Genomic DNA, 26,280 nt, shown 5'->3' on the forward strand with positions numbered 1-26,280 from the left:
AAAAATAAAAAGATGTCACCCACCGCCAGGGTGGCTTTATTGGTTTTTGGTGTGTTGGCAGCAGTGGGCTGGGGCGCAATTGCCTTTGCCCGCGGTGAAACTATCAACTCCGTGTGGTTGGTTCTCGCAGCTGTTGGTTCCTACATCATCGCTTTTAGTTTTTATGCCCGCCTGATCGAGTACAAGGTGGTTAAGCCCAAGGCAGAACGTGCCACTCCGGCTGAATACGTCAATGATGGTAAAGACTTTGTGCCAACTGATCGTCGCGTACTCTTTGGCCACCACTTCGCAGCCATTGCCGGTGCTGGCCCCTTGGTTGGTCCCGTTATGGCAGCACAGATGGGCTATCTGCCTGGCACCCTGTGGATTGTGCTCGGTGTGATTTTCGCAGGAGCAGTGCAGGACTACCTGGTGCTGTGGGTATCCACCCGCCGTCGAGGCCGTTCCCTCGGCCAGATGGTCCGCGATGAGATGGGCACCGTCGGTGGTGTTGCCGGCATCATTGCCACCATCACCATCATGATCATCATCATTGCGGTGCTCGCCTTGATTGTGGTCAACGCTCTTGCAGATTCCCCGTGGGGCGTGTTCTCCATCTCCATGACCATCCCAATCGCTTTGCTCATGGGTGTGTACCTGCGTTATTTGCGCCCAGGCCGCGTTACTGAGGTCTCCATCATCGGTGTCACCCTGTTGCTGCTGGCTATTGCCTCCGGCGGCTGGGTTGCTGAAACCTCTTGGGGTCAGGAATGGTTCACCCTTTCCAAGACCACTCTTGCCTTTGCACTGATTGCCTATGGCATCTTGGCAGCTATTTTGCCAGTGTGGTTGCTCCTCGCACCGCGCGATTACCTCTCCACGTTCATGAAGATCGGCGTTATTGGACTGCTGGCAGTGGGCATTTTGATTGCTCGCCCCGAGGTTCATATGCCAGCTGTCACCAGCTTCGCCTTGGATGGCAATGGTCCAGTATTCTCTGGAAATCTCTTCCCCTTCCTCTTTATTACCATCGCCTGTGGTGCACTCTCTGGTTTCCACGCGCTGATTTCTTCGGGCACCACTCCTAAGCTGGTGGAAAAAGAAAACCAGATGAAGATGCTCGGTTATGGCGGCATGTTGATGGAATCCTTCGTGGCCATCATGGCTCTGATCACCGCAGTTATTCTGGATCGTCACCTCTATTTCGTCATGAATGCACCATTGGCTTTGACCGGTGGCGCCCCTGATACCGCAGCAACCTGGATTAACTCTGCTGGCATTCCCGGCGCAGATGTCACCCCTGAACAGTTGGCTGCAGCAGCAGAAGGCGTGGGGGAGTCCTCCATCATTTCCCGCACTGGTGGCGCCCCAACCTTGGCCTTTGGCATGTCTGAGATTTTGTCCGGACTTATCGGCGGCGCTTCCATGAAGGCTTTCTGGTACCACTTCGCCATCATGTTTGAGGCACTGTTTATTCTCACCACCGTTGACGCCGGTACCCGCGTGGCCCGCTTCATGATGACCGATACCCTCGGCAATGTCCCAGGTCTGCGTCGCTTTAAGGATCCTTCATGGACCGTTGGCAACTGGATCTCCACCGTCTTCGTATGTGCACTCTGGGGCGCAATTTTGCTCATGGGTGTCACCGATCCATTAGGTGGCATTAACGTACTGTTCCCACTCTTCGGTATCGCGAACCAGCTGCTCGCCGCAATTGCACTGTCCTTGGTACTGGTTGTAGTGGTCAAGAAGGGTCTCTACAAATGGGCTTGGATTCCAGCTATTCCACTGGCTTGGGATCTTATTGTCACCATGACCGCTTCTTGGCAGAAGATTTTCCACTCCAATCCATCCATCGGCTACTGGGCTCAGCACAATAAGTTCAAAGAAGCCAAGGAAAGTGGACTCACCGAGTTCGGCGCTGCCAAAACCCCAGAGGCTATCGATGCCGTTATCCGCAACACCGCCATCCAGGGTGTGCTGTCCATTATCTTTGCAGTCCTGGTTCTGATCGTCGTCGGCGCTGCCATCGTGGTCTGCATTAAGGCTGTGCGCGCCCGTGCTGCAGGTACCCCGCTGCCAACTACTGAGGAAGCAGATGTGGATTCTCAACTCTTCGCACCGGCTGGCTTCTTGGCTACCCCACGCGAAAAGGAAGTTCAGCAACAATGGGATGAGCGTTATCCGCACGGTGCGCCAATTAGCTCATCTCACTAAAAGCCCACTTTCAGGAAAAACATCATGACTCAGTTAGCAACCTGGACCAAAGTTCCCAAAGCAGTGTGGTGGTATCTCACCGAGCTGATGGGGGATACCGCCTACGCCAAATACGTCACGCACCTTAAAGCCCATCACCCCGATGCGCCGATTCCCAGCGAGCGTGAATATTGGCGAGCGCGATACGCCGAACAAGACGCAAATCCAGGAGCTCGCTGCTGTTAAACGCCGAAAAGCATGCTTGTCGACGTCCCCCTGCCCGGCACACCTAACTGGTGTGCCGGGCAGTTTTGCGTGCGTTGCTAAACGCTCGCAGGGCGAGCGCCACCAGCGCAATGGCCACGACTGCGCCCACGATCAGGTACTGCACAGGGAAGGGGCGTGCGGCGTCAATGGCATCCACGCAGGCCTGAAAATCAGACTTCAAGGACTGCTGGGTCTCGTTATAATCCTGGGTTTTCTCCGCAAATTTCTCCGCGCGGATCTCTGCGATGCGGGTACTGGTGGCTGCTGCGTCCTGCAACTGCGTCAACACATGTGCAGCGGGATCATCGGAAATACCAGCAATCGCAGACTTCGCCTCATCGTAGGTATAAGTGGTTTTAAAGTCTTCGGTATTGCCAGGTAGTGAAGAATCAGAAGCATCCTCTGGGATCAACATCGCTAAACCTTCACCAGATTGATCTGCATCCAGGCGGGTCTGCAGCTCAGCGGCCGTCGGCGCGCCGGGCTCCTTAGCCACATAACTGGCAATGGCGACAGTGATCCCTGGATCAGTTGCCTCTAGCTCAGCCAGGCGCGTGGCGCGCACATCTTCTTCAAGTTCACTCCAAAACTGCACCACCGGCGCCGAATCGGTGTTGGTGGCCACACAGGTTTCCGACTCAACATCGGCTTGGAGGGTGGCTGCCTGTGCCAACGGGGTGTTTAAAGCCCCAGCAATGACCAGGGCGGGGAGAATCTTTCGAAGATGCATACAGCCATTATGTCAGCTGCAGGCAGAGAAAAACGCTCCGCACCCGAAGCGGGCACGGAGCGTTGAACTTTTAAGAAGTTTTACTTCTTCAGTGCGTCAACGATCTCGTTGAACTCTGCAACTGGGCGCATAACAGCGGTGGTCTTGTCCTCATCTGGAGCGTAGTAGCCGCCCAGATCAGCAGGAGCACCCTGGTTAGCCAGGAATGCAGCGTCGATGTCTGCAGTCTTGGCATCAAGTGCCTCAGCAACAGGTGCGAAGGTAGCAGCCAATTCTGCGTCCTCGGTCTGAGCAGCAAGCTCATCAGCCCAGAACTTGGTCAGCCAGAAGTGGGATCCACGGTTGTCGATCTCGCCAACCTTGCGGGATGGGGACTTCTCTTCGTTGAGCACCTTTTCGGTTGCGCGATCAAGAGCGTCAGCCAAAACGCCAGCCTTGGTGTTGCCGTGGTTGTTGAGCTCGTGGCGGAAGGACTCAGCCAATGCGAGGAACTCACCGAGGGAATCCCAACGCAGGTGGTTTTCTTCCTGAACCTGCTGGACGTGCTTTGGAGCAGATCCACCAGCACCGGTCTCGAAGAGTCCGCCGCCAGCCATCAAAGGAACAACGGAGAGCATCTTTGCGGAGGTGCCCAGTTCCAGGATTGGGAAGAGGTCGGTGTTGTAGTCACGCAGGACGTTACCGGTAACGGAGATGGTGTCCTCGCCGCGACGGATACGATCGATGGACAGCTGAGTTGCCTCAACTGGGGAAAGGATACGGATATCCAGGCCCTCGGTGTCGTGATCCTTGAGGTACTTCTCAACCAGGGTGATGAGGTTGCGGTCGTGTGCGCGCTCTGGGTCAAGCCAGAACACTGCAGGCATGCCGGAGAGGCGGGAGCGGATGACAGCAAGCTTTACCCAGTCCTGGATTGGGGCATCCTTGGCCTGGCAAGCGCGCCAAATGTCGCCCTTTTCAACGTCGTGCTCGATAATGACGTCACCATTGGAAGCAACGATCTGCACCTTGCCATCAGCAGCGATGCGGAAGGTCTTATCGTGGGAGCCGTACTCTTCAGCCTTCTGAGCCATCAGACCAACGTTAGGAACGGTACCCATGGTGGTTGGATCGAAGGCGCCATTCTTGCGGCAGTCATCGATAACGGTCTGGTAGACGCCAGCGTAGGAGGAGTCTGGGATAACAGCCAGGGTGTCCTGCTCCTGGTCATCCTTGTTCCACATGTGGCCGGAGGTACGGATCATGGCAGGCATGGAAGCGTCGACAATAACGTCGGAAGGAACGTGCAGGTTGGTGATGCCCTTTGCGGAGTTCACCATTGCCAGTGCTGGGCCTTCAGCAAGTGCCTTCTCAAAAGCAGCCTTGATCTCTGCGCCGTTGTCTAGGGACTCGAGGCCGGAGTAGATTGCAGCCAAGCCGTTTTCGCCGTCGAGGCCAGCCTCAATAAGCTGTGCGCCGAACTCGTCGTAGACATCCTTGAAGAATGCACGAACAACGTGGCCGAAGAGAATTGGGTCGGAGACCTTCATCATGGTGGCCTTGAGGTGGGTGGAGAAGAGAACGCCCTCTTCCTTAGCGCGAGCAACCTGCTCGAGCAAGAAAGCGTCAAGTGCCTTTGCGGACATGACGGTTGCGTCCAGAACTTCGCCCTGCTGCAGCTTCAGGCCGTCCTTCAGAACGGTCTCGGTGCCATCGGCAGCGATGTGTTTGATGCTAACGGTGTCAGCTGCCTCGAGGATGACGGACTTCTCATTGTGGCGGAAGTCGTTGTCAGACATGGTGGCAACGTTGGTCTTGGAATCTGCAGACCAAGCGCCCATGCGGTGAGGGAACTTCTTAACAAAGTTCTTGACAGCGATTGGAGCGCGGCGGTCGGAGTTACCCTCACGCAGCACTGGGTTTACTGCGGAACCCTTGACGGTGTTGTAACGAGCGAGGATTTCTTTATCTTCCTCGGTCTCGGCTGCATCGGGAAGGTCCGGAATGTCATAACCCTGCTCCTGCAGTTCCTTGATAGCAGCCTTGAGCTGTGGCACGGAAGCGGAGATGTTTGGAAGCTTGATGATGTTAGCTTCAGGGGTCTTAGCGAGCTCGCCGAGTTCGGTGAGAGCGTCAGAAACCTTCTGCTCCTCGGTGAGTCGTTCCGGGAACTGGGCGAGGATTCGGCCTGCGAGAGAAATATCGCGGGTTTCAACCTCGATACCCGCGGTGGCGGCAAATGCTTCTACGACTGGCTTGAATGAGTAAGTCGCAAGCAATGGTGCTTCGTCGGTGCGGGTCCAGATGATCTTAGCCATGAGTCTCCTTGGTTGTTGGGCTCTTTTTGTTCAATTAACCAGAATACAGCGTTAAGTGAAGTATGGGTGCTTATGGTGGGGTTTTAACCACGCATGGCAATGCCACGTTTCCAATAGCCCATAAAAGCTACTTGGGAGCGGTCCAGCCCTTTTTCTTTAATGAGGGCGCGCCGAATGGTGGTCACCACACCGCTTTCACCTGCGATCCAATAGTATTCGCCATGTGCCGTGCTGGCAGCAGCAACAGGTTCCCCCAAAGCTGAATAAGCGGGGGTTTCCCACAATAAAGTATCCCCATCTGCGGGGGTGGACGCGGTTAGTTTTGCTTGTAGATCCAAACTTTCAAGCAATCGCTCGCCATGGGCTCGTCCCTGCCTGGGCAGCCATTTTATGCTGATGCCAGCAGGACCTGCGATGGGTAAAATATCGTCTTTTTCAGGAACTTCTATAAGTGCGGTGCCGGTGATATGAGAATTATCACTCGCTGCTAAATCCTCCAAAATGCGGGCTATGGCTGGAGCTGCGGTTTCATCACCAGCTAAAACAATGCACTGCGCTGCTCCATGATCAAATTCAATGCCACCTTGAGCTTCTGCATCTAAACGTGGGGCGAGGATAAGCAATTTATCGCCTTCTTGAGCATGCATTGCCCAGGTGGCAGCAGGGCCGGTAAGGCCTGGTTCGGTGTGTAGTACAAAGTCCACCGTCAAGGAGGTAAAAGTAGGCCCCATATTTAAGGAACGGATGGAATAGGTACGCATCACGCCACGGGAATCCTCCGGCATGGCTAACCAATTGGGATACCAATCACCGGTGGTGGGGAAGGTGGGTAGATCTTTGCCAGGGTTGGGGAAAATCAGCTTGATGCGTTGATCAAAGACCGGGGAGGTGCTGCCCACAATTTTCATCTCGGGGCCAGAAAACACCACGCGCATAAAATTTGGACTGATCTTTTCAACGGATTCAACGATGGCCGTCACCGGAGCATATGCCATTTTTAAGCCTCCGTAGGGGAGATAATGTGGTGGCGGCCCATGGGCATAACCAAAGGCGCACCAGATACGGGATCGGGAATAACGCGGGCAGTGGTGTGGAAAACCTCTTCCATCATCTTTTCGCTGACCACCTCAAGTGGGGTGCCCTCGGCATAAACGCGGCCAGCATTCATGGCGATGAGGTGATCGGAATAGCGGGCAGCAAGTCCCAGCTCATGCAGCACCATCACAATGGTGGTGCCGTGCTCGCGATTAAGATCCGTGAGCAAATCCAAGACCTCTAATTGATTGGCGATGTCTAGGTAGGTGGTGGGCTCGTCGAGCAGCAAAATATCAGTTTCTTGGGCAAGTGCCATAGCAATCCACACGCGTTGGCGCTGGCCGCCGGAAAGCTCATCGATGCTGCGCTCTGCCAAATCTGTGGTGTTGGTGGTTTCCAATGCGCGGGCTATCACCTCATAATCGCGGGTACTCCAGCGGCCCATTAGTCCTTGATGTGGGTGTCGGCCGCGTCCCACCAGGTCAGCCACCACAATGCCCTCGGGTGCGGTGGGCGATTGGGGTAACAGTCCCAACAAGCGGGCTAGTTCCTTGCCCTGAAACGTTGCCAGCGGGGCGTCGTCGAGAAGCACCTCACCGGAGGTGGGTTTTAAAAGGCGCGCTAAGGCGCGCAGGAGGGTGGATTTGCCGCACCCATTGGGGCCGACGATGGAGGTGATTTTGCCGCTCGGGATCTCGAGGGTGAGATCGCTGATGACACTGCGTTCGCCATAGGACAGTGCCACGTTGCGGGTACTTAATTGGTGGTGGGTCATAGGGAAACTCCCGCGCGGTTGGATCGAATAAGCAGATATATAAGGAAAGGCGCACCGAGCGCGCCGGTGATCACACCCACCGGATAGCGGGTGCCCAGGAAGTATTGGCCGATGAGGTCTGCCAGTAACACAATGAATCCGCCGACCAGCGCGGAGGGCAGTATGAGGGAAGCGCTGGAACCGAGCAAGCGCGCGGCAATGGGACCTGCCACAAAAGCCACAAAGGCAATGGGGCCGCATGCCGCGGTAGCCACCGCAATGAGTGCAACGGCTGCGATAATGGATACCACTCGAGTGCGGTTGGTATTAATGCCCAAGCTCTGGGCAGTATCTGCACCCAAACGCAGCACATTGAGGTTGCGGGAAAAAATTAGCAGCAGCGGAATGAGCACCACGCAGGTGAGCAGCAACGGCAGGGTGCGCGCCCAGGTTGCGCCGTTGAGGGAACCGGTGAGCCAGCGCGTAGCAGTGGGCAAATCCCAGGTATCAGCCTTGGATAAAGCGTAGCTGACCAGCGAATTTAACATCGCTGCGATGCCAATACCGGTGAGAATCAGACGCGTGGGCGAAAACCCGCCGCGATAGGACACCAGGTAAATAATGATCGCCACCGCCAGCGCTGCCACCAGCGCAAAGACCGAAACCAGGGTTTGGCTCAATCCAAAAAACACAATTCCAATAACACCCGCGGCCGAAGCTCCGGAAGAAATGCCAATAATATCTGGCGAGGCCAACTGATTACGCAGCAGCGTTTGGAAAATAATGCCAGCTGCCCCAAAAGCCATGCCAGCAGCCAAACCCATGGTGGCGCGTGGCAAACGCAGCACGCCCACGGAATAACTCGCGCCCGGAACCTGCTGCCCACTGAGCACTTGAATGACCTGCATCGGTGAGTACACCACTTCACCCCACATCAGGGAAAAAACAAAAACACCAAGCGTGACGACGCCCACCGCCAGGGTAATTAGCGCCCTGCGGGAGCTGCGCTTGCTGCGCTGGCGGCGAATTTCACGCGCTAAAACGCTGTGCGAGGTGGTCATAGCTCCCTCGTTTTCTGGCGATGGATAATCCAAATAAATAGTGGGGCGCCGAGTAGCGGCATGATAATTCCCACTGCAATTTCACTGGGGCGGGTAATGACACGGCCGAAGGTATCGGCAAAAACAATGAGGATCGCACCGGCCAAAGCGGAACAAGGAATGAGAACGCGGTGGTCCGTACCCACGATGAGGCGGGTGATGTGGGGAACAACCAAGCCCACAAAAGCAATGGGGCCAGCAAGTGCCGTAGCAACTCCGCAAAGAATAACCGCGCCGAGGGAGGAAAGGATACGGGTACGCAAGACATTCTCACCCAGGCTGGTTGCCACATCATCGCCTAAGGCCAGGGCATTAAGTCCGGGGGCTAAAAATAAACACAGCCCAAAACCGATGAGGAGGAAGGGGAGGGCTAGCGTCATGCGATCCCATTCAGCGCCACCAATGCCGCCGATCTGCCAAAAGCGGAATTTATCCATCACATCGATTCGGGGCAATAACACCGCACTGACCAAAGAACTTAAGGCCGCGGTGGTGGCAGCTCCTGCCAGTGCTAATTTCAGAGGCGTTGCACCACCTCTGCCCAAGGATCCCACGGAATAAACAAAGGCTGCTGCAAGTGCGGAACCTAGCACGGCAACCGCCATGGTGAGGGTGGCATTAGACAGTGAAAAGTAGGTAATGCCAATGACAACCGCCAAGGAAGCTCCGGAGAGCACACCAAAAATTCCTGGATCTGCCAGCGGATTGCGGGTTACTGCCTGCATGGTGGTGCCTGCGACTGAAAGTGCTGCGCCGATGAGGAATCCCAGTACAGTGCGCGGAATTCTCTTGAGGGCGGCAGCTTGATCGGTGGTATCTGCATGCCCTTGGAGTGCTTGGAGCACATCAGCGGTGCTGATGGAGCGCACGCCAAATTTGAGGGAGCAGACGGTGGCTACCGCGAGTAAAAGCAGGGAACCTATTAGGAAAAGAGCTGTGCGGGAAAAACGCACATCCGCCGGCTTCTGTGACAAAACCGGCGGATTAGTGGCAAGAGACATAAGAAAATTACTTCAGTGGCTCGGAGATCTTGGCTAGGTATTCATCAATACCCCAAGAAATAGATAGTGGGGAAACATTTGCGGAGGCAGCCAATGGGCCGTCACCGAGGAAGACAACTTTGCCTTCAGCAATTGCGGGGATACGAGACAGCAGCGGATCTGCCTGCATCTTTTCCAAGAGTGCTGCGTTGGCAGCATTATCGTCAGTGCCGTAGGTGATGATCAAGTTAACATCGGCGAAATCTTCGGGGGATTCCGCAGAAACCTGCTCATAGAAGCTATCGGAATCAGCAAATTGCTTGAGCACCTCAGCCTCTTGGACACCGGCATCAAGCAGGAAGCCCATGCGTGGATCAGCTGCGGTGTACACGCCGATCTGGGAGAGATCGCTTTCATCAAAGAAGGCGAAAATTGGCTTAGCTTCCTTGAGCTCTGGATTAGCATCCATTGCTGCAGTGACTTCACCATCAAGCTTGGTGATTAGCTCCTGGCCTTCAGCTTCAAGTCCAAGTGCGGTGGAGTTCATAGTGATCATCTCATCGAGTGAGGTGCCCCAGGCTATATCTGGGTAGGCAACCACAGGAGCGATCTGGGAGAGCTGATCATAATCTTCCTGAGTGATTCCGGAGTAGGAAGCCAAGATTACGTCTGGCTGGGTGTTGGCGATTTCCTCGAAGGGGAGGGAATCGGTGGAATCAAAAAGAACTGGCTGCTCATCGCCAAGGACTTCTTCAACCCAAGGCAAAATGCCATTGTCATCGTCATCGCCCCAGGTGGCCTTATCCATACCTACTGGGGTAATGCCCAATGCCAGGGGAACTTCATGGTTAGACCAGGCAACGGTAGCTACACGCTCAGGTTTCTTTTCAATGACAGTTTCACCAAAAGCGTGCTTGATGGTGACAGGGAACGCTGCATCGCTAGCCTCTGCAGAGCTGGGTGAATCAGACTGCGCGGTGGTGGAGCTGGAGGTGGATGCAGAATCTGAGGAACAAGCTGCCAGAGAAACAGTCAGGGTGGCGGCGAGGATGCCAGCCAAAAGACGCGTAGAGCGCATAGGAAGATACCACTTTCGTTAACTTAGCTTAAGCTTAGTAAGGATAGGCTTTCCATTAGGCTAGCACTATGAGTTAAATCGGAAAAATGTCCTAGGTCACATAGGTTTTATAGCTGGCTAAGTAAGCACATTTGAACCTGTAAAATACGGCGACGGCGCAGCTGTCCGATAGGGTGAGCAATTATGCACGACTCCGGAAAAAGCCCCCTAAAAATTGTCGAGAATTCAGCGCCTGAAGCTCGCAAACCACATCTCCATAGGCGCCCCCTGCCGCGCCAAACCGAGATTTCCGAGGTTCGTCGTTATATCGTCATGACCGCGATGGCACTTGGTGGCTTTGCCATTGGTGTCACCGAGTTTGTCTCCATGGGTCTGCTGAGTGCGATTGCTCAAGACTTTGCTATTTCCGAGGAAAAAGCTGGTCTGATCATCACCATCTATGCCCTCGGCGTGGTGGTGGGCGCGCCACTGATTACTGCTTTTACTGGCAGCATTCCGCGCCGACGCCTGCTGCTGATTCTGGTGGCTTTCTTTGTAGTGGGCAATGGACTATCCGCATTGGCAAGCTCCTATGAGGTGCTCTTAATCGCGCGCTTTATCGCAGGTTTGCCACATGGCGCCTATTTCTCCGTGGCAGGCCTAGCGGCTGCGTCCATGGCGCCGGAAGGACAGCGAGGACGTGCGATTGCCTATGTTGGCATGGGTCTTTCCATTGGTACCGTTGCCGGTGTTCCTGCAGCTCAAGCGCTAGGCGATGCCTATGGTTGGAATACCTCCTATGTACTAGTGGCAGTGCTCGGTGCACTGACTCTCCTGGGGCTGTGGTTCCTCATGCCACATATGACAGAGATGAAACCAACCAGCCCGCTCACGGAACTCGGAGCACTTAAAAACGGTCAAGTATGGCTCACCCTCGCCATTGGTTCCATAGGATTTGGTGGCATGTTTGCGGTGTACACCTACATTTCCTGGACCATGACTGAGCAGGCCGGAATGTCTAGTTCCCTCATCTGGATTGTGCTCATGGCCTATGGTCTGGGCATGATTGCTGGCAACTATGTGGGCGGACGCCTCGCCGACTGGAATGTGGATCGCGGAATTTTGCTGGCGCTAATCTGCATTGTGCTTGCCCTCCTAGGCTTCTACTTCACCTCCAATAACGCCATCGCCGGCACCATCAACTTTGGTGTAGTGGGCTTCTTTGGCTCCACCTTGATCCCATCGCTGCAGATTCGTTTGATGGATGTAGCAGGCCGTGCTCAGACCTTGGCAGCATCGCTTAACCAATCTGCACTAAATATTGGCAATGCTTTGGGAGCAGCCATTGGCGGCGTAGTAATTAGTGCGGGTTATTCCTATAGCACCCCGGCACTGGCTGGAGCAGGCCTGGCAATTGTTGCAATTTGCGTGTGGTTCCCGATGGTTGGACTGCGTAAAAAGAAATAATATTCGCGCAGTTCAGCCCCATAAAAAGGGTGCAAAAACGCGGGCTGTAAGGGCAATGTCCACCCTAGGCACTACTCTGACATTCATGAGTTTTCAGATCACCACCGTCAACGTCAACGGTATTCGTGCTGCTGTAAAAGAAAGAAGTGAAGACAACCGCGGATTTTTGCCGTGGTTGGAGCAATCCGCTTCCGATATTGTGCTCTTACAGGAGGTGCGGGCTAGTGAAAAAGACACGGAAAAAGCCCTGCAACCTGCACTTGATGCTGGCTGGCACTATGTCGGTGCACCAGCTGCCGCCAAAGGTCGCGCCGGGGTGGGTATCCTATCGCGCCATGAATTAACAGATGTCTCAGTCGGGTTTGGATCCTTCCTGGATTCTGGTCGTTATATTGAGGCCACTATTAAAGAAACTTCCCTGGGCAATCCTGTTACGGTGGCTTCGCTTTATTTGCCTTCTGGTTCGGCGGGAACTGAGAAGCAGGATGAGAAATTCCACTTCCTTGATGAATTCCAAGAAATCCTGGCCGAGCGCGCACTCAACCACTCACACATGGTTATTGGTGGTGACTGGAATATTTGCCACCGCCGCGAAGATCTGAAGAATTGGAAAACCAACCAAAAGAAGTCCGGCTTCCTGCCTGATGAACGCGCCTTTATGGATGCTGTTTTTGGTGCCTTCCCCGATACCACCACCCAGGTGGCAGGCGCCGGCGACTTCCAAGGCGCGGTGGAATACCCGGGAACAGCGGGACGTCGAGAAGCAACGGACAACCCTGCGTGGTTTGATGTTGCACGGCGTCTGCAGCCGGAAGGGGAGGGACCGTACACCTGGTGGACCTACCGTGGCCAGGCCTTTGACACCAACGCCGGCTGGCGCATTGACTACCAAGCTGCCACCGCACAAATGCTGGAACGCGCCGAGCGCAGCTGGGTGGACAAGGCAGCAGTCTATGATCTGCGCTGGTCAGACCACGCACCTTTGAACGTGGTGTACTCCTAAATGCTATTGACAATTTTGTGGGCAATCGGTATCACTGCCGAAGGCATGACAGGTGCCCTTGCTGCTGGCAGGCAAAAAATGGACCTTTTTGGAGTGTCCGTGATCGCCTGCGTCACCGCAATTGGTGGTGGCTCGATTCGTGATCTCCTCTTGGGGCACTATCCCTTGGTATGGGTGGCAAAGCCACACTTTTTGCTGCTGATTATTGGCGCTGCAATTTTGACTGTCTCTATTTCCTTCCTCATGCAGCACTTTAAGGTGCTGTTTTTGGTGCTGGACGCGGTGGGACTTTCAGCTTTTGCGGTGATCGGCACTCAGGTGGCACTGGAAATGGGCTATGGCTTTATTATCGCCGTGGTTGCTTCTGTGCTGACCGGTGTGTTTGGCGGAGTGTTGCGCGATCTCCTCTGTGACCGAATTCCCCTGGTCTTCCAAAAAGAGCTCTATGCCTCTATCGCGCTGCTCGCAACCTGTGTGTACTTTGCCATGATGTATCTGGGCGCCAGTGAAAATGTCACCGTGATTGTCTCCGTGCTTGTGGCCTTTGTAGTGCGCTTATTCTCAATTTGGCGAGGCTGGCGGCTGCCTGTCTTTGACTACCAAGAACAAGAATATAAGCGCGATCCGAGCCAGCGGCTTTGGCGATTGTTTAGGAAATAGTTGGCTTATTACCCCGGTTAAGGCAATGAATGTGGGCTGATATTTTAGCTTTACTTTGGAATCGGGGTATTGTCATTCCAGAAACTTAAATGAGGAAGTATCAGCTTGGGTTGCCTAACATCCCGCGCCCTTGGGAATGGGTATTACCAAGTTGGACACAACGTAAGGATTGCACATGGGTAAGGCATTCGCCCTTATTGTTCTCGGCGCCATCATCTTGGCTGCGGGTGTTTGGTACACCAATGAAGTTGGCCACTCTGTTATGGCCATTGTTGCTGCACTGATCGTGGCTCTCGGCGGCGGAATTGTTACCGCTGGTCTTGCTGTTGCAGCGGATGTTCATTCCCCAACCTCCCGCAAGATCTAATTCTGCTGGGCGCTAAAAGCTTTAAAAGCTAAAAGCTAATTTCACACTGCGGGGCACAAGGTGACAACCACCTTGTGCCCCGCAGTTTTGTTTTATCTAAAAACTTTTTTCGCGCAAGCCCGCAATTAACTCTTGCCTAGCCACAAACTCCGCCGGAGGAATGACTAGACTGGTACACCATGACAACGCAGGAAAAAGATCCCACCGCACAAACCGCTTCTAGAGTCCTCTCCGGAATTCAGCCCACGGCCGATTCCTACCACTTGGGCAATTACCTCGGAGCCGTCAAACAGTGGATTGACCTGCAGGATTCCTATGATGCCTTCTACTTCATCCCAGACCTCCACGCCATCACCGTGGAGCAGGATCCAGAGGAACTAAGGCAGCGCACCATTTCTGGCGCCGCCCAGCTGCTGGCTTTGGGCATTGATCCCGATCGCTCCACCTTGTTTGTGCAGTCCCACGTGCCTGCCCATGCTGAGCTTTCCTGGGTGCTCACCTGCCTCACCGGTTTTGGCGAGGCCTCCCGCATGACCCAGTTCAAGGACAAGTCCGCCAAGCGCGGCGCTGATCGTACCTCGGCTGGTCTTTTTACTTACCCCATGCTCATGGCCGCCGATATTTTGCTCTACCGCCCACATTTGGTGCCCGTTGGTGAAGATCAGCGCCAGCACCTCGAGCTCACCCGCACCCTGGCCGAGCGCTTCAACAACCGCTATGGCGTTGCCTTTGAGGTCCCAGAAGGCCTGATCCCCAAGGGCGCTTCCAAGATTTACGATCTGCAAAACCCCACCTCCAAGATGTCCAAGTCCGGTGAAAACCCTAAGGGCCTAATCAACCTCCTGGACGATCCCAAGGTATCCGCCAAGCGCATCAAGTCCGCCGTCACCGACAACGATGGCGTTATCGCCTTCGACCCTGAAAACAAGCCCGGCGTATCCAACCTGCTGGTCATCCAGTCCGCCCTAACGGGCAAGAGCGTTGAAGCGCTTGTCGACGCCTACCAGGGCGCGGGTTACGGTGCGCTGAAGGGTGACACCGCCGAAGCACTTGAAGCATTCACCACTCCTTTGAAGGCAAAGTTTGATGAGTACATGAGCGATCGTGCAGAACTCGAGCGTGTTTTGGCCATTGGTGCTGAGCGTGCGAGTGAGATTGCTAATGAAACTCTTGCTGATGTTTATGACAAGATTGGCTTCCTAGCACCGCGTCGTCGATAAGCAAATAAATCCACGCGCTATTATTACAATCTGGCCACAACAAGCAGTTGGGGCCGGATTTTCCTATTGTTGTAGGTAGTACTGGATCGCCAAGCGTAGTTCTATGAGTATCGGAAGGAAATCCCCATGGCAACAAGAACCAAGCCTGATGATCGCAAAACAGATGAATATGGCATCGAGCGCGTCAACCACGACGAGCCAGGATTTATTGATAAGCAGCGCGAAAAGTATGAGTGGTTTGACCACCTCATGCGCATGAACGAAAGATTCGGAGCCAAAGGCGGCAACCAACTTTCCGCCGGCATTACCTATTTCTCCGTCTTATCCGTGTTCCCACTTGCCATGCTTATTTTTGGTATCGCCGGTGTCATTCTTGCTGGCAACCCAGATTTACTTTCCCGTCTGCAGGAGCAAATTAGTTCCTCCCTGGATGGGGAAGTAGGCAAAACCGTGAACCAAGTAGTGGAAACAGCAATCTCCCAACGTGGCGCTGTGCTGGGTATTGGTGGTTTGACCGCTCTGTGGTCAGGCTTGGGCTGGATGTCTAACCTGCGCTTTGGTGTTAGCCGCATGTGGAGCATTGACCCCACCGAGGGCAACTTCCTTAAGAACAAGCTCACCGATTTACTTGCACTTATCGTCTTGATTTTGGCACTCTTCTTGGCCTTTGGTGTTACTGCCGTTGGAGCCTCCGGGTTGACCCAAAGCCTGTTGGAAATGCTGGGACTCGGTGGAATTCCGGGAATTAGCGCGATTACCTGGACTGTTGCCCTGCTTGTTGGTGTACTTGCCAACTTCTTGGTGTTTAGCTGGTTGATTTTTTCCCTGCCCCGCACCAAAGTTCCAGTGCGTTCTGGCCTGCAGGCATCCCTCATCGGCGCAATTGGATTTGAGATTGTGAAGCAGGTGGGATCGCTGCTGGCTTCCAATGCATTGAGCAACCCAGCTGGTGCAACCTTTGGTCCCATCATCGGCATCATGGTGGTGCTTTATTTGATCTGGCGCATTTTGATGTACTGCTCTGCCTGGGCTGCCACCAGTGAGGAATCACTACGTATGGCTGAGGTTCCAGCACCGGAGCCAGCAGTTATCAGGGTTCGCCATGAGATCAACCCCACCGAGGAGATTTCTGGTTCTGCCCGCAAGGTAGGAATTGGTGTAGCAGTTGGAGCTGTGGCTGCTGGAGCACTTTCGCTATTGACCAGGAAATAAGCCTAAAGCTGCACCAATTCAGGGCATTCCCCGATTACGGGGGATGCCCTTTATGTTTAAGGTAGAAGTTATGAACACCAACATTCCTAACCTCTACACCGCCTTTGGTCTGGACCGAAAAGACGATTCTGAAGCGCTGGGGCTGTCACTTTCGGCTCGTGACTTGCGCCTTGAACAAATGGGTATTGCCCAAAATGATCCGCGCCGTACCCAAACAGTTCAAGCATTCGCAGTGCTGGCGGATCCACAAAAGCGTGCCACCTATGATGCAAAGCTTGATGCCGGTATCCCACTAACCTGGGGACAAATCCAGCACTTGGGTAACTTTGGCACCCTCCCTGCAGATAATCCATCTGCTAGCAGCTCGCAGCCTTTTGCACAGCCCCAGGAATCAGCATGGCAGCCGCCAAATAGTGGCTATGTGTATGGTGATCCCACGGTGAATACTGCAAGCCCCAGTTACAATCCTTTTGAAACTCAGGCGCAATCATCCATGTATGGGCAATCCGCCTTCTCAGCTACACCTGCGCCTTTTGCCACCCACAACTTTGGGATGGAGCTGAGCCAGGAACGCCCAGCAGCATCCACTCGTTTGTGGATGGCGATTCTTGATTTATTTATTGCTACCATCGCGGGCTCAATCGTTGCGGGAATTTTTGGTTTTGGCAACGATAATCTAATGGCCATTATCGGATTCCTTTTTGTCATTGTTTATGTCGTTGGTGCGGAATCCGTATGGGGAGCAACACCTGCAAAGAAAATCATGGGTTATGAGGTGCGCGATGTGACCACCCATTCCCGACTATCTGCTGGAGCAGCAGCAAAGCGTAACTGGTGGAAACTCATTAGTATCGTGCCTGGTATCGGCAGCCTGGTTAGTTTTGTGATGGCAATTATTTATGGAAACTCCATCAAGCCAGAAGACGATATGCGCGGAATTCACGATCGTATGGCTAATGCCGAGGTGGTGAAAAAGCGCTAACGGCGCTTCCTAAAAGTCCACAACACAGCTGCAATAACGAGCAGTGCAATAGCAGCTAGTGGGATTGCCACCTTCGCGATATTGATGGAGGTGGAGGACTGGGAATCGGGTGTTTCAGCAGCTGCGGTGGCAGTTGTGGTGGGAGCAGGCAACGTAGTTGCCTGCTCTTGTTGTTGGGTGCCCAGCTGGCCCACGCCACCACCTTGAGGGATGATCAGGGAGGCGTCGATAAGCGTTCTGGCCTGCTCCCACGCACGTCCCTTATCGATGGTGGTATCCAAAATGACTGCGGCGAGGCGGCGACCATTGCGGTCGAGGCCGCCGACGAAGGTGTGGTTGGCGTCGTCGGTGTAGCCGGTTTTGCCACCGATGCCGTCGGGATCGTTCATGAAGAGGCTATTGTCATTCCAGACCTGGAAGCCTTCGTTCTCGCCCCAACCAGGGAAATCAATGTATTCGGTGCCGATGATCTCGGCGAACTTAGAGTTTTGCCAAGCGTGCTGATAGATCAAAGACATGTCATAGGCGGAGGTGGACATACCTGCTGCGTCCAACCCGGAATAGGTGGCGGCGTAGGTGTCTTGAGTTCCCAGCTCCTGGGCCAGGGCATTGACCTTTTGCAGGGTGATTTCATCGCCGCCGAGATCCTGCGCCAAAAGATAAGCTGCGTCATTTCCGCTGGCCAGGAGTAGACCGTGGAGTAATTGATCAACGGTATATTGGCCGCCTTCACCCACGCCTACGCGGGAGCCTTCAATATTGGCTGCTTCATAGGTGCCGGTGACTATTTTGGTGGGGTCGAGCTCTTCAATGGCGACCAATCCCAGCAGCGCCTTAATGATTGAGGCGGGGCGGTAACGGCCGTGCGGGTCCTTGGTGGAAAGAATCTCGCCGGAATCAATATCAAAAACCATCCACGCAGAGGCAGTGAGGTTTTCTGGCAATTGGAATTCGGCAGGAGCTACCACGCCACAACTGGCAAGGGCAGCACCGCCGGCGGGAACCGCAGCAACGGGGAGGGGAGTGGGGGTTGTGGTACCTGGTGCGAGGGCTTCAGAGGTGGTGCGCGCAGGTGTGGGGCTTATTTGATTGGGGCAAGTATCGGTGTTGGGGGCTTGCTCCCTGGAGGTTGGTGTTGCGTCTTGGTTGATGACGTCTTCGAGGGAAGCGGCGTTGTCGGCGGTGACGCCGGTGGAATCCTGAGCGCCGGTGGGGTCTGCGATGCTGGCAGCTGGTACTTGAGCAGCTGGTTCCTGAGCCACGGCTACCTGTGCAGTCGCCTCGGTGGCAACAAGTGGTAGCGGCATGAATAGGGCAGCTGCGGTTAGTGCCGCAATGGCAGAAGTCCTCATGAATTGCTCATAGTACTAATCACTAACTAGGGGCGCAGACATCGACTCACGAGTAGCAGCTATGAAAAGGCCACCACGGTGTTTTAACGAGGTCGCTAAAACAGTGCAAAAGTTAATCTTGCTGGATTGGGTTAGTAGGAAATGTCCCTTCGGGAAGTTCCCAGAAAACCAAAAGTGGTGCCAGCTGAGGATTCTTATTCTCAGCTGGCACCACTCTAATTTTTGGGGTTTCGAGTTTTAGGTCTTTGGGGTTTTAGAGACCAGTCTTAATTTTTTTGTTGCGAATTAAGACTGAGGAGACATATCCGATTCCGAAGAAGATCGGTGCCAAAAGGCCCATTGCGATGGCAATTGTTTGAGATCCGCCTACCAGCATTGGAAGATTGAAGACGATGAAGAGAAGTACAAATCCCAGTGCAAAAATGGAGATTAGGGGAGCGATAAACTTTGACCAGGTGGAATCCTGAGTTGAAGGATTCATTGCGAAGTATCGCATTACCGAATACGAGACCATCACCATCATGATGACAATTGTGTAAGTGGAAAGACCGGAGAACCAGGTGAAGATTTGGGTAATTGGATCTGCACCGACAATTACCGCCACGGCGAGCAAAACAATGATGCTAATAGTTTGAACCACTGAAGCAGTGTGCGGGGAACCGTGCTTTGGGTGGGTCGCTCCAATTTTCTGCGGAAGGCAATCGTCCTGGGCGATGGATTTAATATAGCGGGCCAGGACGTTGTGGAAGGAAAGTGAAGCTGCGAACAAACTGGTTAGAAGAAGAATCTGAACAATAATTCCAGCCCAGGGGCCAACATAATTCGTGGCAGTGGTGACTACCATGCCTTCAGGGTCCTCTGCTGCAATTGCAACGATATTATCTGCTCCCCAAGCCTCAACGATTGCCCAGCCTGAAAGTGTATAGAAGATTCCGATAACCGCTAGTGAGATGTACGTTGCCCGTGGGATAGTGCGCTCAGGATCCTTTGCCTCATCCCTAAAGACTGTTGTTGCTTCGAAGCCGATAAAACCTGCAAAAGCTAGCATGAGGCCGACGACGGGGGAACCTGAAGAAAATGCGGTAGGAGTGAAGGAATCTACATCCAGCCCATCACTTCCGCCCTTCGCGATAATCATTGCAACCATCAGCATGGTAATGCCGATTTCGCCGATCAAAACGATGCCTAGGGCCTTTGAGCTCAACTCAATATTTCGGTATCCAAGCCATCCAATAATTCCGACGTTGACCAACATCCAAGCCCACCATGGAATTGGGATTCCGGCTTGAGATGAGAGCGAAGCAAGACTTACCCCGAGATAGGCATAGACGGCGAACTGCACAGCGGTATACGTCAAGAGAGCGAGCCACGCAGTTCCCATTCCGAAGTGCTTGTTGGTTGCAGCCTCGACATAAGAATAGAAAGCACCTGGTCTCTTAATTCTTCGAGCCATGGTGGTCAAACCAACCGAAAAAACTCCGAGGATGACTGCGCATAGTGAATACATAGCGGGATATCCAGCGCCATTTCCGGCTGCGATTCCTACAGGTAATGCGCCGGCAATCACAGTTAGTGGAGCTGCAGCGGCGATAACCATGAAAACAATAGAGGTTGTTCCCAATTTGGCACGTATTACGGAGGTGGCGGCATTGGTCGACTTTCCCAACTGGGGAATTGTCTGTGTGCGAACAGTCTCCGGAGGCAATTTAGTCGTCATCTTGTGGCCTTTCTAAAGCGGGACTGAAAGAAGGTTGACGCGAGAGCGTATGCCACATTTCTACCTATCAACCGACAGTTATGGCAATAGGTGTGTAATTAGTGTCACTATTTTTTGTTTCCAGGGAGACCCCCGGGCCGTAGTGCTTAAAATCTATCGCACGACAGGTTTTGCATTTTTAATTTCTGTCCATCTATAGTTATTGCTTACCTGAATATGTTTTCTTGGTTTAAAAGGAGGATTGAAAATGTCTATGACACAATCTCGAGAAGCTTCTTCGGTCTATGGTGAGCAGGGAGAATATCCTCGAATCGATACCTTGTTCCTGAGCGAGCCAGATATGTTAGCAGCTGGCGTTACCGATATGGCTCGTTGTGTTGCGACGATGGAAGAGGTATTGACCTGCCTTTCAGTTGAAGATTTCCGTATGGCGGGAATGAATGGCAACTCACATGGCGCTATGGTTTCCTTCCCCAAGGCATCACCTCATCCAAATATGCCGCTGGATTCCCCAGACCGCCGGTTCATGGCTATGCCTGCATATCTTGGCGGACGATTTAATCGAGCTGGGGTGAAGTGGTATGGATCTAATGTTTCCAATCGAGAGATTGGGCTTCCTCGTTCGATCCACATGTTCGTACTTAATGACGCAATTACAGGTGCCCCGCTGGCAATTATGAGTGCCAATCTAATTTCTGCAGTTCGAACTGGCGCTATTTCTGGTGTGGGTGGTCGTTATCTTGCACGCGAAGGGGCCGAAGTGGCAGCGGTAGTTGGTCCTGGAGTTATGGGGAAAACTGCGTTGGAAGCATTGATCGTTAGTGTTCCAACTCTTCACACCCTCAACATTAAGGGTCGAAGTGCCCGCAGCATTGACAGTTTCACTGAGTGGGTAAAAGGTAATTTTCCTCAAATTACAACAATTCGCTCCTTTGAAACTGAGGAAGATGCGCTTAAGGACGCAGACGTCATTACGGTTACGACGACTACATCTACTGAAGGTGCCAATGGATATCCACATATTGACCCGTCATGGCTAAAGCCTGGTGCATTTCTTACTCTTCCTGCTGCAGCCAGCCTGCCAGATGAATTTTTGACCTCCTCTCACGTGAAGCTCGTTGTCGACAATCGTGAACTTTACGAGGCATGGCACGAGGAATATGGTCCAGATGCTTATCAGACAGTTGGCATTATCGGCACTAAGTTCATTGAGCTGGAAAATCGTGGGTTGCTAGAAAAAGGATCGGTTGTAGAAATTGCTGATGTTATTTCTGGAGCTCAACTTGGCAGGACCTCCGAGGATGACATCATTGTTTACTCTGTTGGCGGCATGCCAGTAGAGGATGTGGCTTGGGCGTCTGACATTTATGAAAATGCTCGAGCCAAGGGAATAGGAACTCCCCTCAATATCTGGGAAACCCCAGTACTTGCCTAAAGTTCCGAGACCAAGACAAGGAGAGTGGATATTGTGCCAAATGAAGAAACGTATGATTATGTCGTCATTGGTCTTGGATCAATTGGTTCGATGACACTTTGGCAGTTGAGCGCCATGGTTTCGCCGGATACGAAAATCCTCGGAATCGAACAGTTTGGAATAGTTCACCCGCATGGAAGTTACGCCGGTGAATCACGCCTTTTCCGAGTCGCTGTGAAAGAAGGAGGGGAACTTGTTCCACTAGTACAGCAAGCCAGAGACCTATGGATGGAGCTCAACGAGATCTCTGCTCGAGATGTTTTCCTTCCCATTGGGGCACTTTCAATTGGTGTTCAGGGATCGGCGCCCATTGAAGCAACAATGGCTTCTATTCGCGAGTGGAATCTTGAACATGAATTCCTGGATAGGGACCTACTCAAAGAACGCTTTCCTCAGTTTGAGGTAGAAGATCAGATGGTCGGAATCCTCGACACACAGGGAGGAGGAATCCGACCTGAACTCGCCGTTGCCTCAGCGACTGAGGAGGCTCGCAGGTTGGGAGCAGAGATACGAACTCATATGCCGGTGAAATCGATCAATCTTGAAACTACATTAGATGGGTCTGAGCGAGTTCGAATTAGTACAAAAGATGGTGACATAATGGCCAAACATGTCATCGTCACCACAGGCTCTTGGGCAAAGGATTTATTGCCGGAGGTAGGCGAGAAAATTGAGGTTACTCCCATAACCTTAACGTGGATGATGCCGAGAGACATTAAGCAGTTCTTGCCTGATCAAATGCCGGTATTTCTCTATGACTCAGACCTTGAAGATGGCTCTCATTTTCACATCTATGGAGCGCCGAGCCTAGATGGATACACTGTAAAGTTTTCCGAAGGCCATGATTTCATTCCCGTGGCTTCGGTTGAGGAATTAGTAAGAAAAGTTCCTGAATCAGACTTGGACGAGTTTTCAAATAAGGCAAGCAATGTTGTGCCTGACTTTTATGAATCATGTCCACGATATTCAGTGCATCACGATGGCTTCACCGCAAATGGCAGACCCATTATCGATACGCTTAAAGGAAAACCTATTACCGTCGCTGTAGGAATGAGTGGAACGGGCATGAAGTTTGCACCTGTATATGGGCAAATAGCTGCAGAGCTTGCCACGACCGGGCACTCTTCGAAAAGACCAGATTCTTTTACATCAATAAGAGACTAAATTTCGAGAAGATTGAGAAAAAACTGGGTTTGATCGGCAATTACCGATCAAACCCAGTTTTTAATGCGCCAGACTGGTTGAAAACTGTCTTGTTTTAGATCTTGCTAAAACGCTTCATCAGCATTTCTTCCAGTTCACGCCAGGATTCGGAGTGGTCATTAAATGGAGCGTGAGGGACATAGCCGGAGGTATCGCTGCCGCCGAGCATATAAGAGATGTAGTCCTGCATGCGAGGGTTAGCCAGGAAGTAGGAGTTCATGGAGTCATCGTCTGCCCAGTCGGCGGTATCGGCCATGAGCTCATAAGCGCGACCCATTTGCTTGGTATCAACAGCATCCACGGAGGTATTGATGTCTTGAACCAGACCAGTGAAGGTATAGACATTGTCTGGGTGGACCTGCACTTCGGTTTCACCAGCATTAATGCCCAGCATGAGGTCGCTCCAGGTGGAGGCGCGAGCTAGATCGTGGTCATCATGTTCCACCAACCAGCGCAGCAAGGACTTTTGGCTGTTGAAGGTGTAGATTTCACCGAACTTGCCCAGGAACACTGGCTGTCCACCGAGGTAGGTACGCAGGGTATAAACGGTGCGACCATCGATGGTGATCTTAATGGGGTCAATACCCGCTGCAGCCCAGGCAGAGGTGTCATAAGGATCGATCTTTTCCGCTTCTTCCTTAGCCACCTGCTCTTCAGCTTCGCGGGCAGCGATGGCAGCAGCTTCTGCTTCTTGGATGCGGGTTTGGGCATCTTCGACAAATACCTTGTCCACTTCCTTGATGGTGATGGCCTCATCAAGGGCGTCAACAACCTTGTCCCAGTTGGCAACAACGGCACGGCCAATAGCAGTCCATTCGCCCAGTCCATTGGGGCCAGCGTAGTGGTCGGCACCGCGATCAACATTGTGCAGCACGGAGTGGGAAGAGAAGAACACACTTACAGGTGCGGAGGCAGTGACAGTGCCGAGGCTGCGCATAACAGCAAAAATGCGGGAGAGTGTCTTGACATTGGCATAGGAAGGGCGATCAGCAAGCAATGCTGGAGCGCCGACAATATCTAGCTCATTGTTCTCAGCAGGAACAACGCGCGCGGCATCGCCGGCATTAAAGTTCTTCCACTCAGGGTGGGAGCTGAGGTCATGCTTGGGGGCTGACTCAATATAGGTCAGCAGCTCCGCAGGGGAACTAAAAACATAAAGGTCATCGCCATCACCGAGGAATGCTTGCCATTCATTGCCACCCTCGCGCCAACTTGGTGCCCAGAGAGTATAAAAGTCACCTTCGGTGAGCGAGAGTTTGATCGGAACGATACCTTTTTCAGCCATGGTGGTAAATCCTAGCCGTTTGTGAATTGCCACGTCACCTGTGCACTCAGCTTTAAAGCTAATTTTCAGGAAGCAGGCAGTCACAATGCAGTTTTAGCTAGCCCGTAGGCCGATAAAAACCCTGAAAAGTCATCCCCATATTGGAGGTGCGCAGTGGATTTAACTGCACCGGATCACCGGCCTCAATAAGCTCCCCATTGCCGGCATACATGGCCACATGCCCATCCCACACCGCTAAATCACCAGGTTGCAGGCTATCTGCCGATACCTGCACCCCCACCGCCTGTTGCTCGGCCGTGCGCGGCAATTCCACGCCCGCAGCCCGCCACGCCCACTGTGTAAGCCCACTGCAATCAAAGCCACTTAAGGTGGTGCCACCCCAAACATAGGGGGTACCCAATGCACTTTTTGCAGCTGCCACCGCCTTTTCACCGGCGCTTGACGCCACCGGGGTAGGTGCCGGTGCCACAGCCATTAAAGGCTCCGGCTCCACTGGGGTAACCGTATTTAGCTTGTCGACGTAAGGTTGCAGGGATTCGGCCATCTCAAGCAAGCGCACCGTAGCCTGGTTGATAAAAAGCCCCGGCAACTGCAGCAACTGCGCCCGCGCGGCAGTGGATAAGGCGGGATTTGGATTAAGTGCTTGTATAAAAAGCCCCATACCCTGGCGGATAAAATCTTGAGCCAAAGTGCTTAACTCGAGGCGAGTGGCATTAATGATCGGCGCTATCTCAGCCACCGTTTTAATTAGCAGATCTCTTTGTGAATTTATTGTTTCTTTTAAGTTGCTAAGGCGTTGTGGCTTGGCCTGCAACTCGGCTCCCAGCTCCAGCGCGGAGGTGATTTCCGGCACCTTTGGAATCTGAAGATCTAGAATCTCTGCGGGCTCCTGTGCAGCCAAAAACTTAATGGTGGACACTAAATCAATCATGTGAGCTGCTCCAGCTGGTGAGCTAATTCAGTATCAACTGTCTCAATCTGTGAGAGTACATCTAGTGCGACATGAGCCATATCGGTGGCGGTGACATTAAAGGTGTCAATATTGCGGGCATAGGTGAGCAGCGAGTTTCTTAAAGCTTCATGGATTTCATAGGTGGTCTGTGCCCCAAAATCAGGCGTTGGCACAGTCAGGGTGGGAAGGTGAAGTAGATCCTGGGCCAAAGCGCGGGCGCGGTCGATATTTATCCTCATACTCTGTTGGTCTGTGTACAGCTTCCAAAGGTTCCCGCACTTAAGAAAAAACAATGCCACAAACGATTTTTAGCGTTCATCATTTAACATGAGGAACTATGGACATCACCATCGTCAACCACCCACTCGTAGCCAGTCGGCTAACCATTATGCGCGATGAGCGCAGTGACAACGCAGCCTTCCGCGCTGCTGCCAGTGATCTGGGTGCCATGCTTATTTATGAAGCTTCCCGTGACCTTGAAGTTGAACACTTCGACACCAAAACCCCCGTCGCTATTGCCGAAGGCACCCGCCTGAAGCAGCCCCCAATTATCGTGCCCATCATCCGTGCTGGTCTTGGCATGATCGACCCAGCTCTATCCATGATCCCTGATGCACAGGTTGGATTTATCGGCCTGGCCCGCAATGAAGTAACCCATGAGCCAGTTCCATACCTGGAAGCTCTGCCAGAGGACCTCAGTGGACAGCCTGTTTTCTTGGTTGATCCAATGTTGGCAACTGGCGGTTCCTTGCTGCATGCGATTCGCCTTTTGGCTGATCGTGGCGCTACCGATATCACCGCAATCTGCATGGTTTCTGCACAGCCTGGTGTTGATGCTTTGGAGAAGTCCGGCTTGCCAGTGCGATTGGTTACTGCAACCATCGACCCCGAACTCAACGAGGATGCCTACATCGTCCCTGGTCTTGGAGACGCTGGCGACCGTCTATACGGTCCCCGAAATATTGACCTATAAAGGTCTTTAGCGCACACC

At 53.1% G+C, this 26,280-nt stretch carries 24 protein-coding genes; 12 read left to right on the plus strand and 12 right to left on the minus strand.

Features of this window, described 5'->3' with window-relative positions:
- Positions 1 to 12 precede the first annotated feature (12 nt).
- Entirely contained in the window at positions 13 to 2,196 is a 2,184-nt protein-coding gene (locus SFC07_RS04205) for a carbon starvation CstA family protein (protein WP_411207037.1), read from the plus strand.
- A gap of 24 nt (positions 2,197 to 2,220) precedes the next feature.
- Positions 2,221 to 2,421 carry a YbdD/YjiX family protein gene (locus tag SFC07_RS04210; RefSeq protein ID WP_411206973.1) on the plus strand — a complete coding sequence of 67 codons (201 nt, stop codon included), beginning with the start codon at positions 2,221 to 2,223 and terminating at the stop codon, positions 2,419 to 2,421.
- 43 nt (positions 2,422 to 2,464) lie between these two features.
- On the opposite strand, the gene SFC07_RS04215 is transcribed toward SFC07_RS04210, so the two are convergent.
- The 7 genes from SFC07_RS04215 to SFC07_RS04245 form a co-directional block, all read right to left on the minus strand.
- Positions 2,465 to 3,172, minus strand: a complete 708-nt coding sequence (locus SFC07_RS04215; protein WP_411206974.1) for a hypothetical protein — start codon at positions 3,170 to 3,172, stop codon at positions 2,465 to 2,467.
- A gap of 80 nt (positions 3,173 to 3,252) precedes the next feature.
- Positions 3,253 to 5,469, minus strand: coding sequence for an NADP-dependent isocitrate dehydrogenase (locus SFC07_RS04220; RefSeq protein ID WP_411206975.1), 2,217 nt, complete (start codon positions 5,467 to 5,469; stop codon positions 3,253 to 3,255).
- Positions 5,470 to 5,552: 83 nt separating this feature from the next.
- Positions 5,553 to 6,464 (minus strand): siderophore-interacting protein, encoded by a 912-nt coding sequence (locus SFC07_RS04225; protein WP_411206976.1) that lies wholly within the window; start codon positions 6,462 to 6,464, stop codon positions 5,553 to 5,555.
- A 2-nt stretch (positions 6,465 to 6,466) separates the two neighbouring features.
- Positions 6,467 to 7,279 carry an ABC transporter ATP-binding protein gene (locus SFC07_RS04230; protein ID WP_411206977.1) on the minus strand — a complete coding sequence of 271 codons (813 nt, stop codon included), beginning with the start codon at positions 7,277 to 7,279 and terminating at the stop codon, positions 6,467 to 6,469.
- Positions 7,276 to 8,319, minus strand: coding sequence for a FecCD family ABC transporter permease (locus tag SFC07_RS04235; RefSeq protein ID WP_411206978.1), 1,044 nt, complete (start codon positions 8,317 to 8,319; stop codon positions 7,276 to 7,278). The genes SFC07_RS04230 and SFC07_RS04235 overlap by 4 nt, the downstream gene beginning before the upstream one ends.
- Entirely contained in the window at positions 8,316 to 9,359 is a 1,044-nt protein-coding gene (locus SFC07_RS04240) for a FecCD family ABC transporter permease (RefSeq protein WP_411206979.1), read from the minus strand. Before SFC07_RS04240 ends, SFC07_RS04235 begins: the two co-directional genes overlap by 4 nt.
- Before the next feature lie 7 nt (positions 9,360 to 9,366).
- Positions 9,367 to 10,416 (minus strand): iron-siderophore ABC transporter substrate-binding protein, encoded by a 1,050-nt coding sequence (locus SFC07_RS04245; RefSeq protein ID WP_411206980.1) that lies wholly within the window; start codon positions 10,414 to 10,416, stop codon positions 9,367 to 9,369.
- Positions 10,417 to 10,599: 183 nt separating this feature from the next.
- On the opposite strand from SFC07_RS04245, the gene SFC07_RS04250 reads away from it, so the two are divergent.
- The 7 genes from SFC07_RS04250 (at position 10,600) to SFC07_RS04280 (ending at position 17,306) form a co-directional block, all read left to right on the plus strand.
- The gene (locus SFC07_RS04250) at positions 10,600 to 11,862 is read left to right on the plus strand and encodes an MFS transporter (RefSeq protein ID WP_411206981.1); all 1,263 of its coding nucleotides are present in this window, start codon (positions 10,600 to 10,602) and stop codon (positions 11,860 to 11,862) included.
- Positions 11,863 to 11,947: 85 nt separating this feature from the next.
- Positions 11,948 to 12,865 (plus strand): exodeoxyribonuclease III, encoded by a 918-nt coding sequence (locus SFC07_RS04255; RefSeq protein WP_411206982.1) that lies wholly within the window; start codon positions 11,948 to 11,950, stop codon positions 12,863 to 12,865.
- The gene (locus SFC07_RS04260; protein WP_411206983.1) at positions 12,866 to 13,525 is read left to right on the plus strand and encodes a trimeric intracellular cation channel family protein; all 660 of its coding nucleotides are present in this window, start codon (positions 12,866 to 12,868) and stop codon (positions 13,523 to 13,525) included.
- A gap of 175 nt (positions 13,526 to 13,700) precedes the next feature.
- Positions 13,701 to 13,892, plus strand: a complete 192-nt coding sequence (locus SFC07_RS04265) for a hypothetical protein (protein WP_411206984.1) — start codon at positions 13,701 to 13,703, stop codon at positions 13,890 to 13,892.
- A 179-nt stretch (positions 13,893 to 14,071) separates the two neighbouring features.
- Positions 14,072 to 15,112: a tryptophan--tRNA ligase gene (gene trpS, locus SFC07_RS04270; RefSeq protein ID WP_411206985.1), complete on the plus strand. Its 1,041-nt coding sequence runs from the start codon at positions 14,072 to 14,074 to the stop codon at positions 15,110 to 15,112.
- 126 nt (positions 15,113 to 15,238) lie between these two features.
- Positions 15,239 to 16,324 (plus strand): YhjD/YihY/BrkB family envelope integrity protein, encoded by a 1,086-nt coding sequence (locus tag SFC07_RS04275; RefSeq protein WP_411206986.1) that lies wholly within the window; start codon positions 15,239 to 15,241, stop codon positions 16,322 to 16,324.
- Positions 16,325 to 16,394: 70 nt separating this feature from the next.
- Positions 16,395 to 17,306 (plus strand): RDD family protein, encoded by a 912-nt coding sequence (locus tag SFC07_RS04280; protein WP_411206987.1) that lies wholly within the window; start codon positions 16,395 to 16,397, stop codon positions 17,304 to 17,306.
- Here SFC07_RS04280 and SFC07_RS04285 read toward each other — a convergent pair.
- Both SFC07_RS04285 and SFC07_RS04290 read right to left on the minus strand, forming a co-directional pair.
- A complete protein-coding gene (locus tag SFC07_RS04285; protein WP_411206988.1) occupies positions 17,303 to 18,658 on the minus strand; it encodes a D-alanyl-D-alanine carboxypeptidase family protein in 1,356 nt (451 codons plus the stop codon). The two genes, SFC07_RS04280 and SFC07_RS04285, sit on opposite strands and share 4 nt — an antisense overlap.
- 253 nt (positions 18,659 to 18,911) lie before the next feature.
- Positions 18,912 to 20,375 carry an APC family permease gene (locus SFC07_RS04290; protein ID WP_411206989.1) on the minus strand — a complete coding sequence of 488 codons (1,464 nt, stop codon included), beginning with the start codon at positions 20,373 to 20,375 and terminating at the stop codon, positions 18,912 to 18,914.
- Positions 20,376 to 20,628: 253 nt separating this feature from the next.
- Between SFC07_RS04290 and SFC07_RS04295 the strand changes: the two genes are divergently transcribed.
- The gene (locus SFC07_RS04295; RefSeq protein ID WP_411207038.1) at positions 20,629 to 21,810 is read left to right on the plus strand and encodes a tyramine oxidase subunit B; all 1,182 of its coding nucleotides are present in this window, start codon (positions 20,629 to 20,631) and stop codon (positions 21,808 to 21,810) included.
- Between the two features lie 33 nt (positions 21,811 to 21,843).
- Positions 21,844 to 23,013 (plus strand): N-methyl-L-tryptophan oxidase, encoded by a 1,170-nt coding sequence (gene solA / locus SFC07_RS04300; RefSeq protein WP_411206990.1) that lies wholly within the window; start codon positions 21,844 to 21,846, stop codon positions 23,011 to 23,013.
- Between the two features lie 94 nt (positions 23,014 to 23,107).
- Here the strand turns inward: solA and SFC07_RS04305 are convergent, their stop codons facing one another.
- The 3 genes from SFC07_RS04305 to SFC07_RS04315 all read right to left on the minus strand — a co-directional run bounded on the left by SFC07_RS04305 (position 23,108) and on the right by SFC07_RS04315 (position 25,528).
- Positions 23,108 to 24,337 carry a hypothetical protein gene (locus SFC07_RS04305; protein ID WP_411206991.1) on the minus strand — a complete coding sequence of 410 codons (1,230 nt, stop codon included), beginning with the start codon at positions 24,335 to 24,337 and terminating at the stop codon, positions 23,108 to 23,110.
- A 97-nt stretch (positions 24,338 to 24,434) separates the two neighbouring features.
- Positions 24,435 to 25,268 (minus strand): C40 family peptidase, encoded by an 834-nt coding sequence (locus SFC07_RS04310; protein WP_411206992.1) that lies wholly within the window; start codon positions 25,266 to 25,268, stop codon positions 24,435 to 24,437.
- Positions 25,265 to 25,528: a hypothetical protein gene (locus SFC07_RS04315; protein ID WP_411206993.1), complete on the minus strand. Its 264-nt coding sequence runs from the start codon at positions 25,526 to 25,528 to the stop codon at positions 25,265 to 25,267. The genes SFC07_RS04310 and SFC07_RS04315 overlap by 4 nt, the downstream gene beginning before the upstream one ends.
- A gap of 98 nt (positions 25,529 to 25,626) precedes the next feature.
- Between SFC07_RS04315 and upp the strand changes: the two genes are divergently transcribed.
- Positions 25,627 to 26,262 carry a uracil phosphoribosyltransferase gene (gene upp / locus SFC07_RS04320; RefSeq protein WP_411206994.1) on the plus strand — a complete coding sequence of 212 codons (636 nt, stop codon included), beginning with the start codon at positions 25,627 to 25,629 and terminating at the stop codon, positions 26,260 to 26,262.
- Positions 26,263 to 26,280 lie beyond the last annotated feature (18 nt).

This window comes from Corynebacterium callunae, from assembly GCF_046592015.1.
Classification (GTDB): domain Bacteria; phylum Actinomycetota; class Actinomycetes; order Mycobacteriales; family Mycobacteriaceae; genus Corynebacterium; species Corynebacterium callunae_A.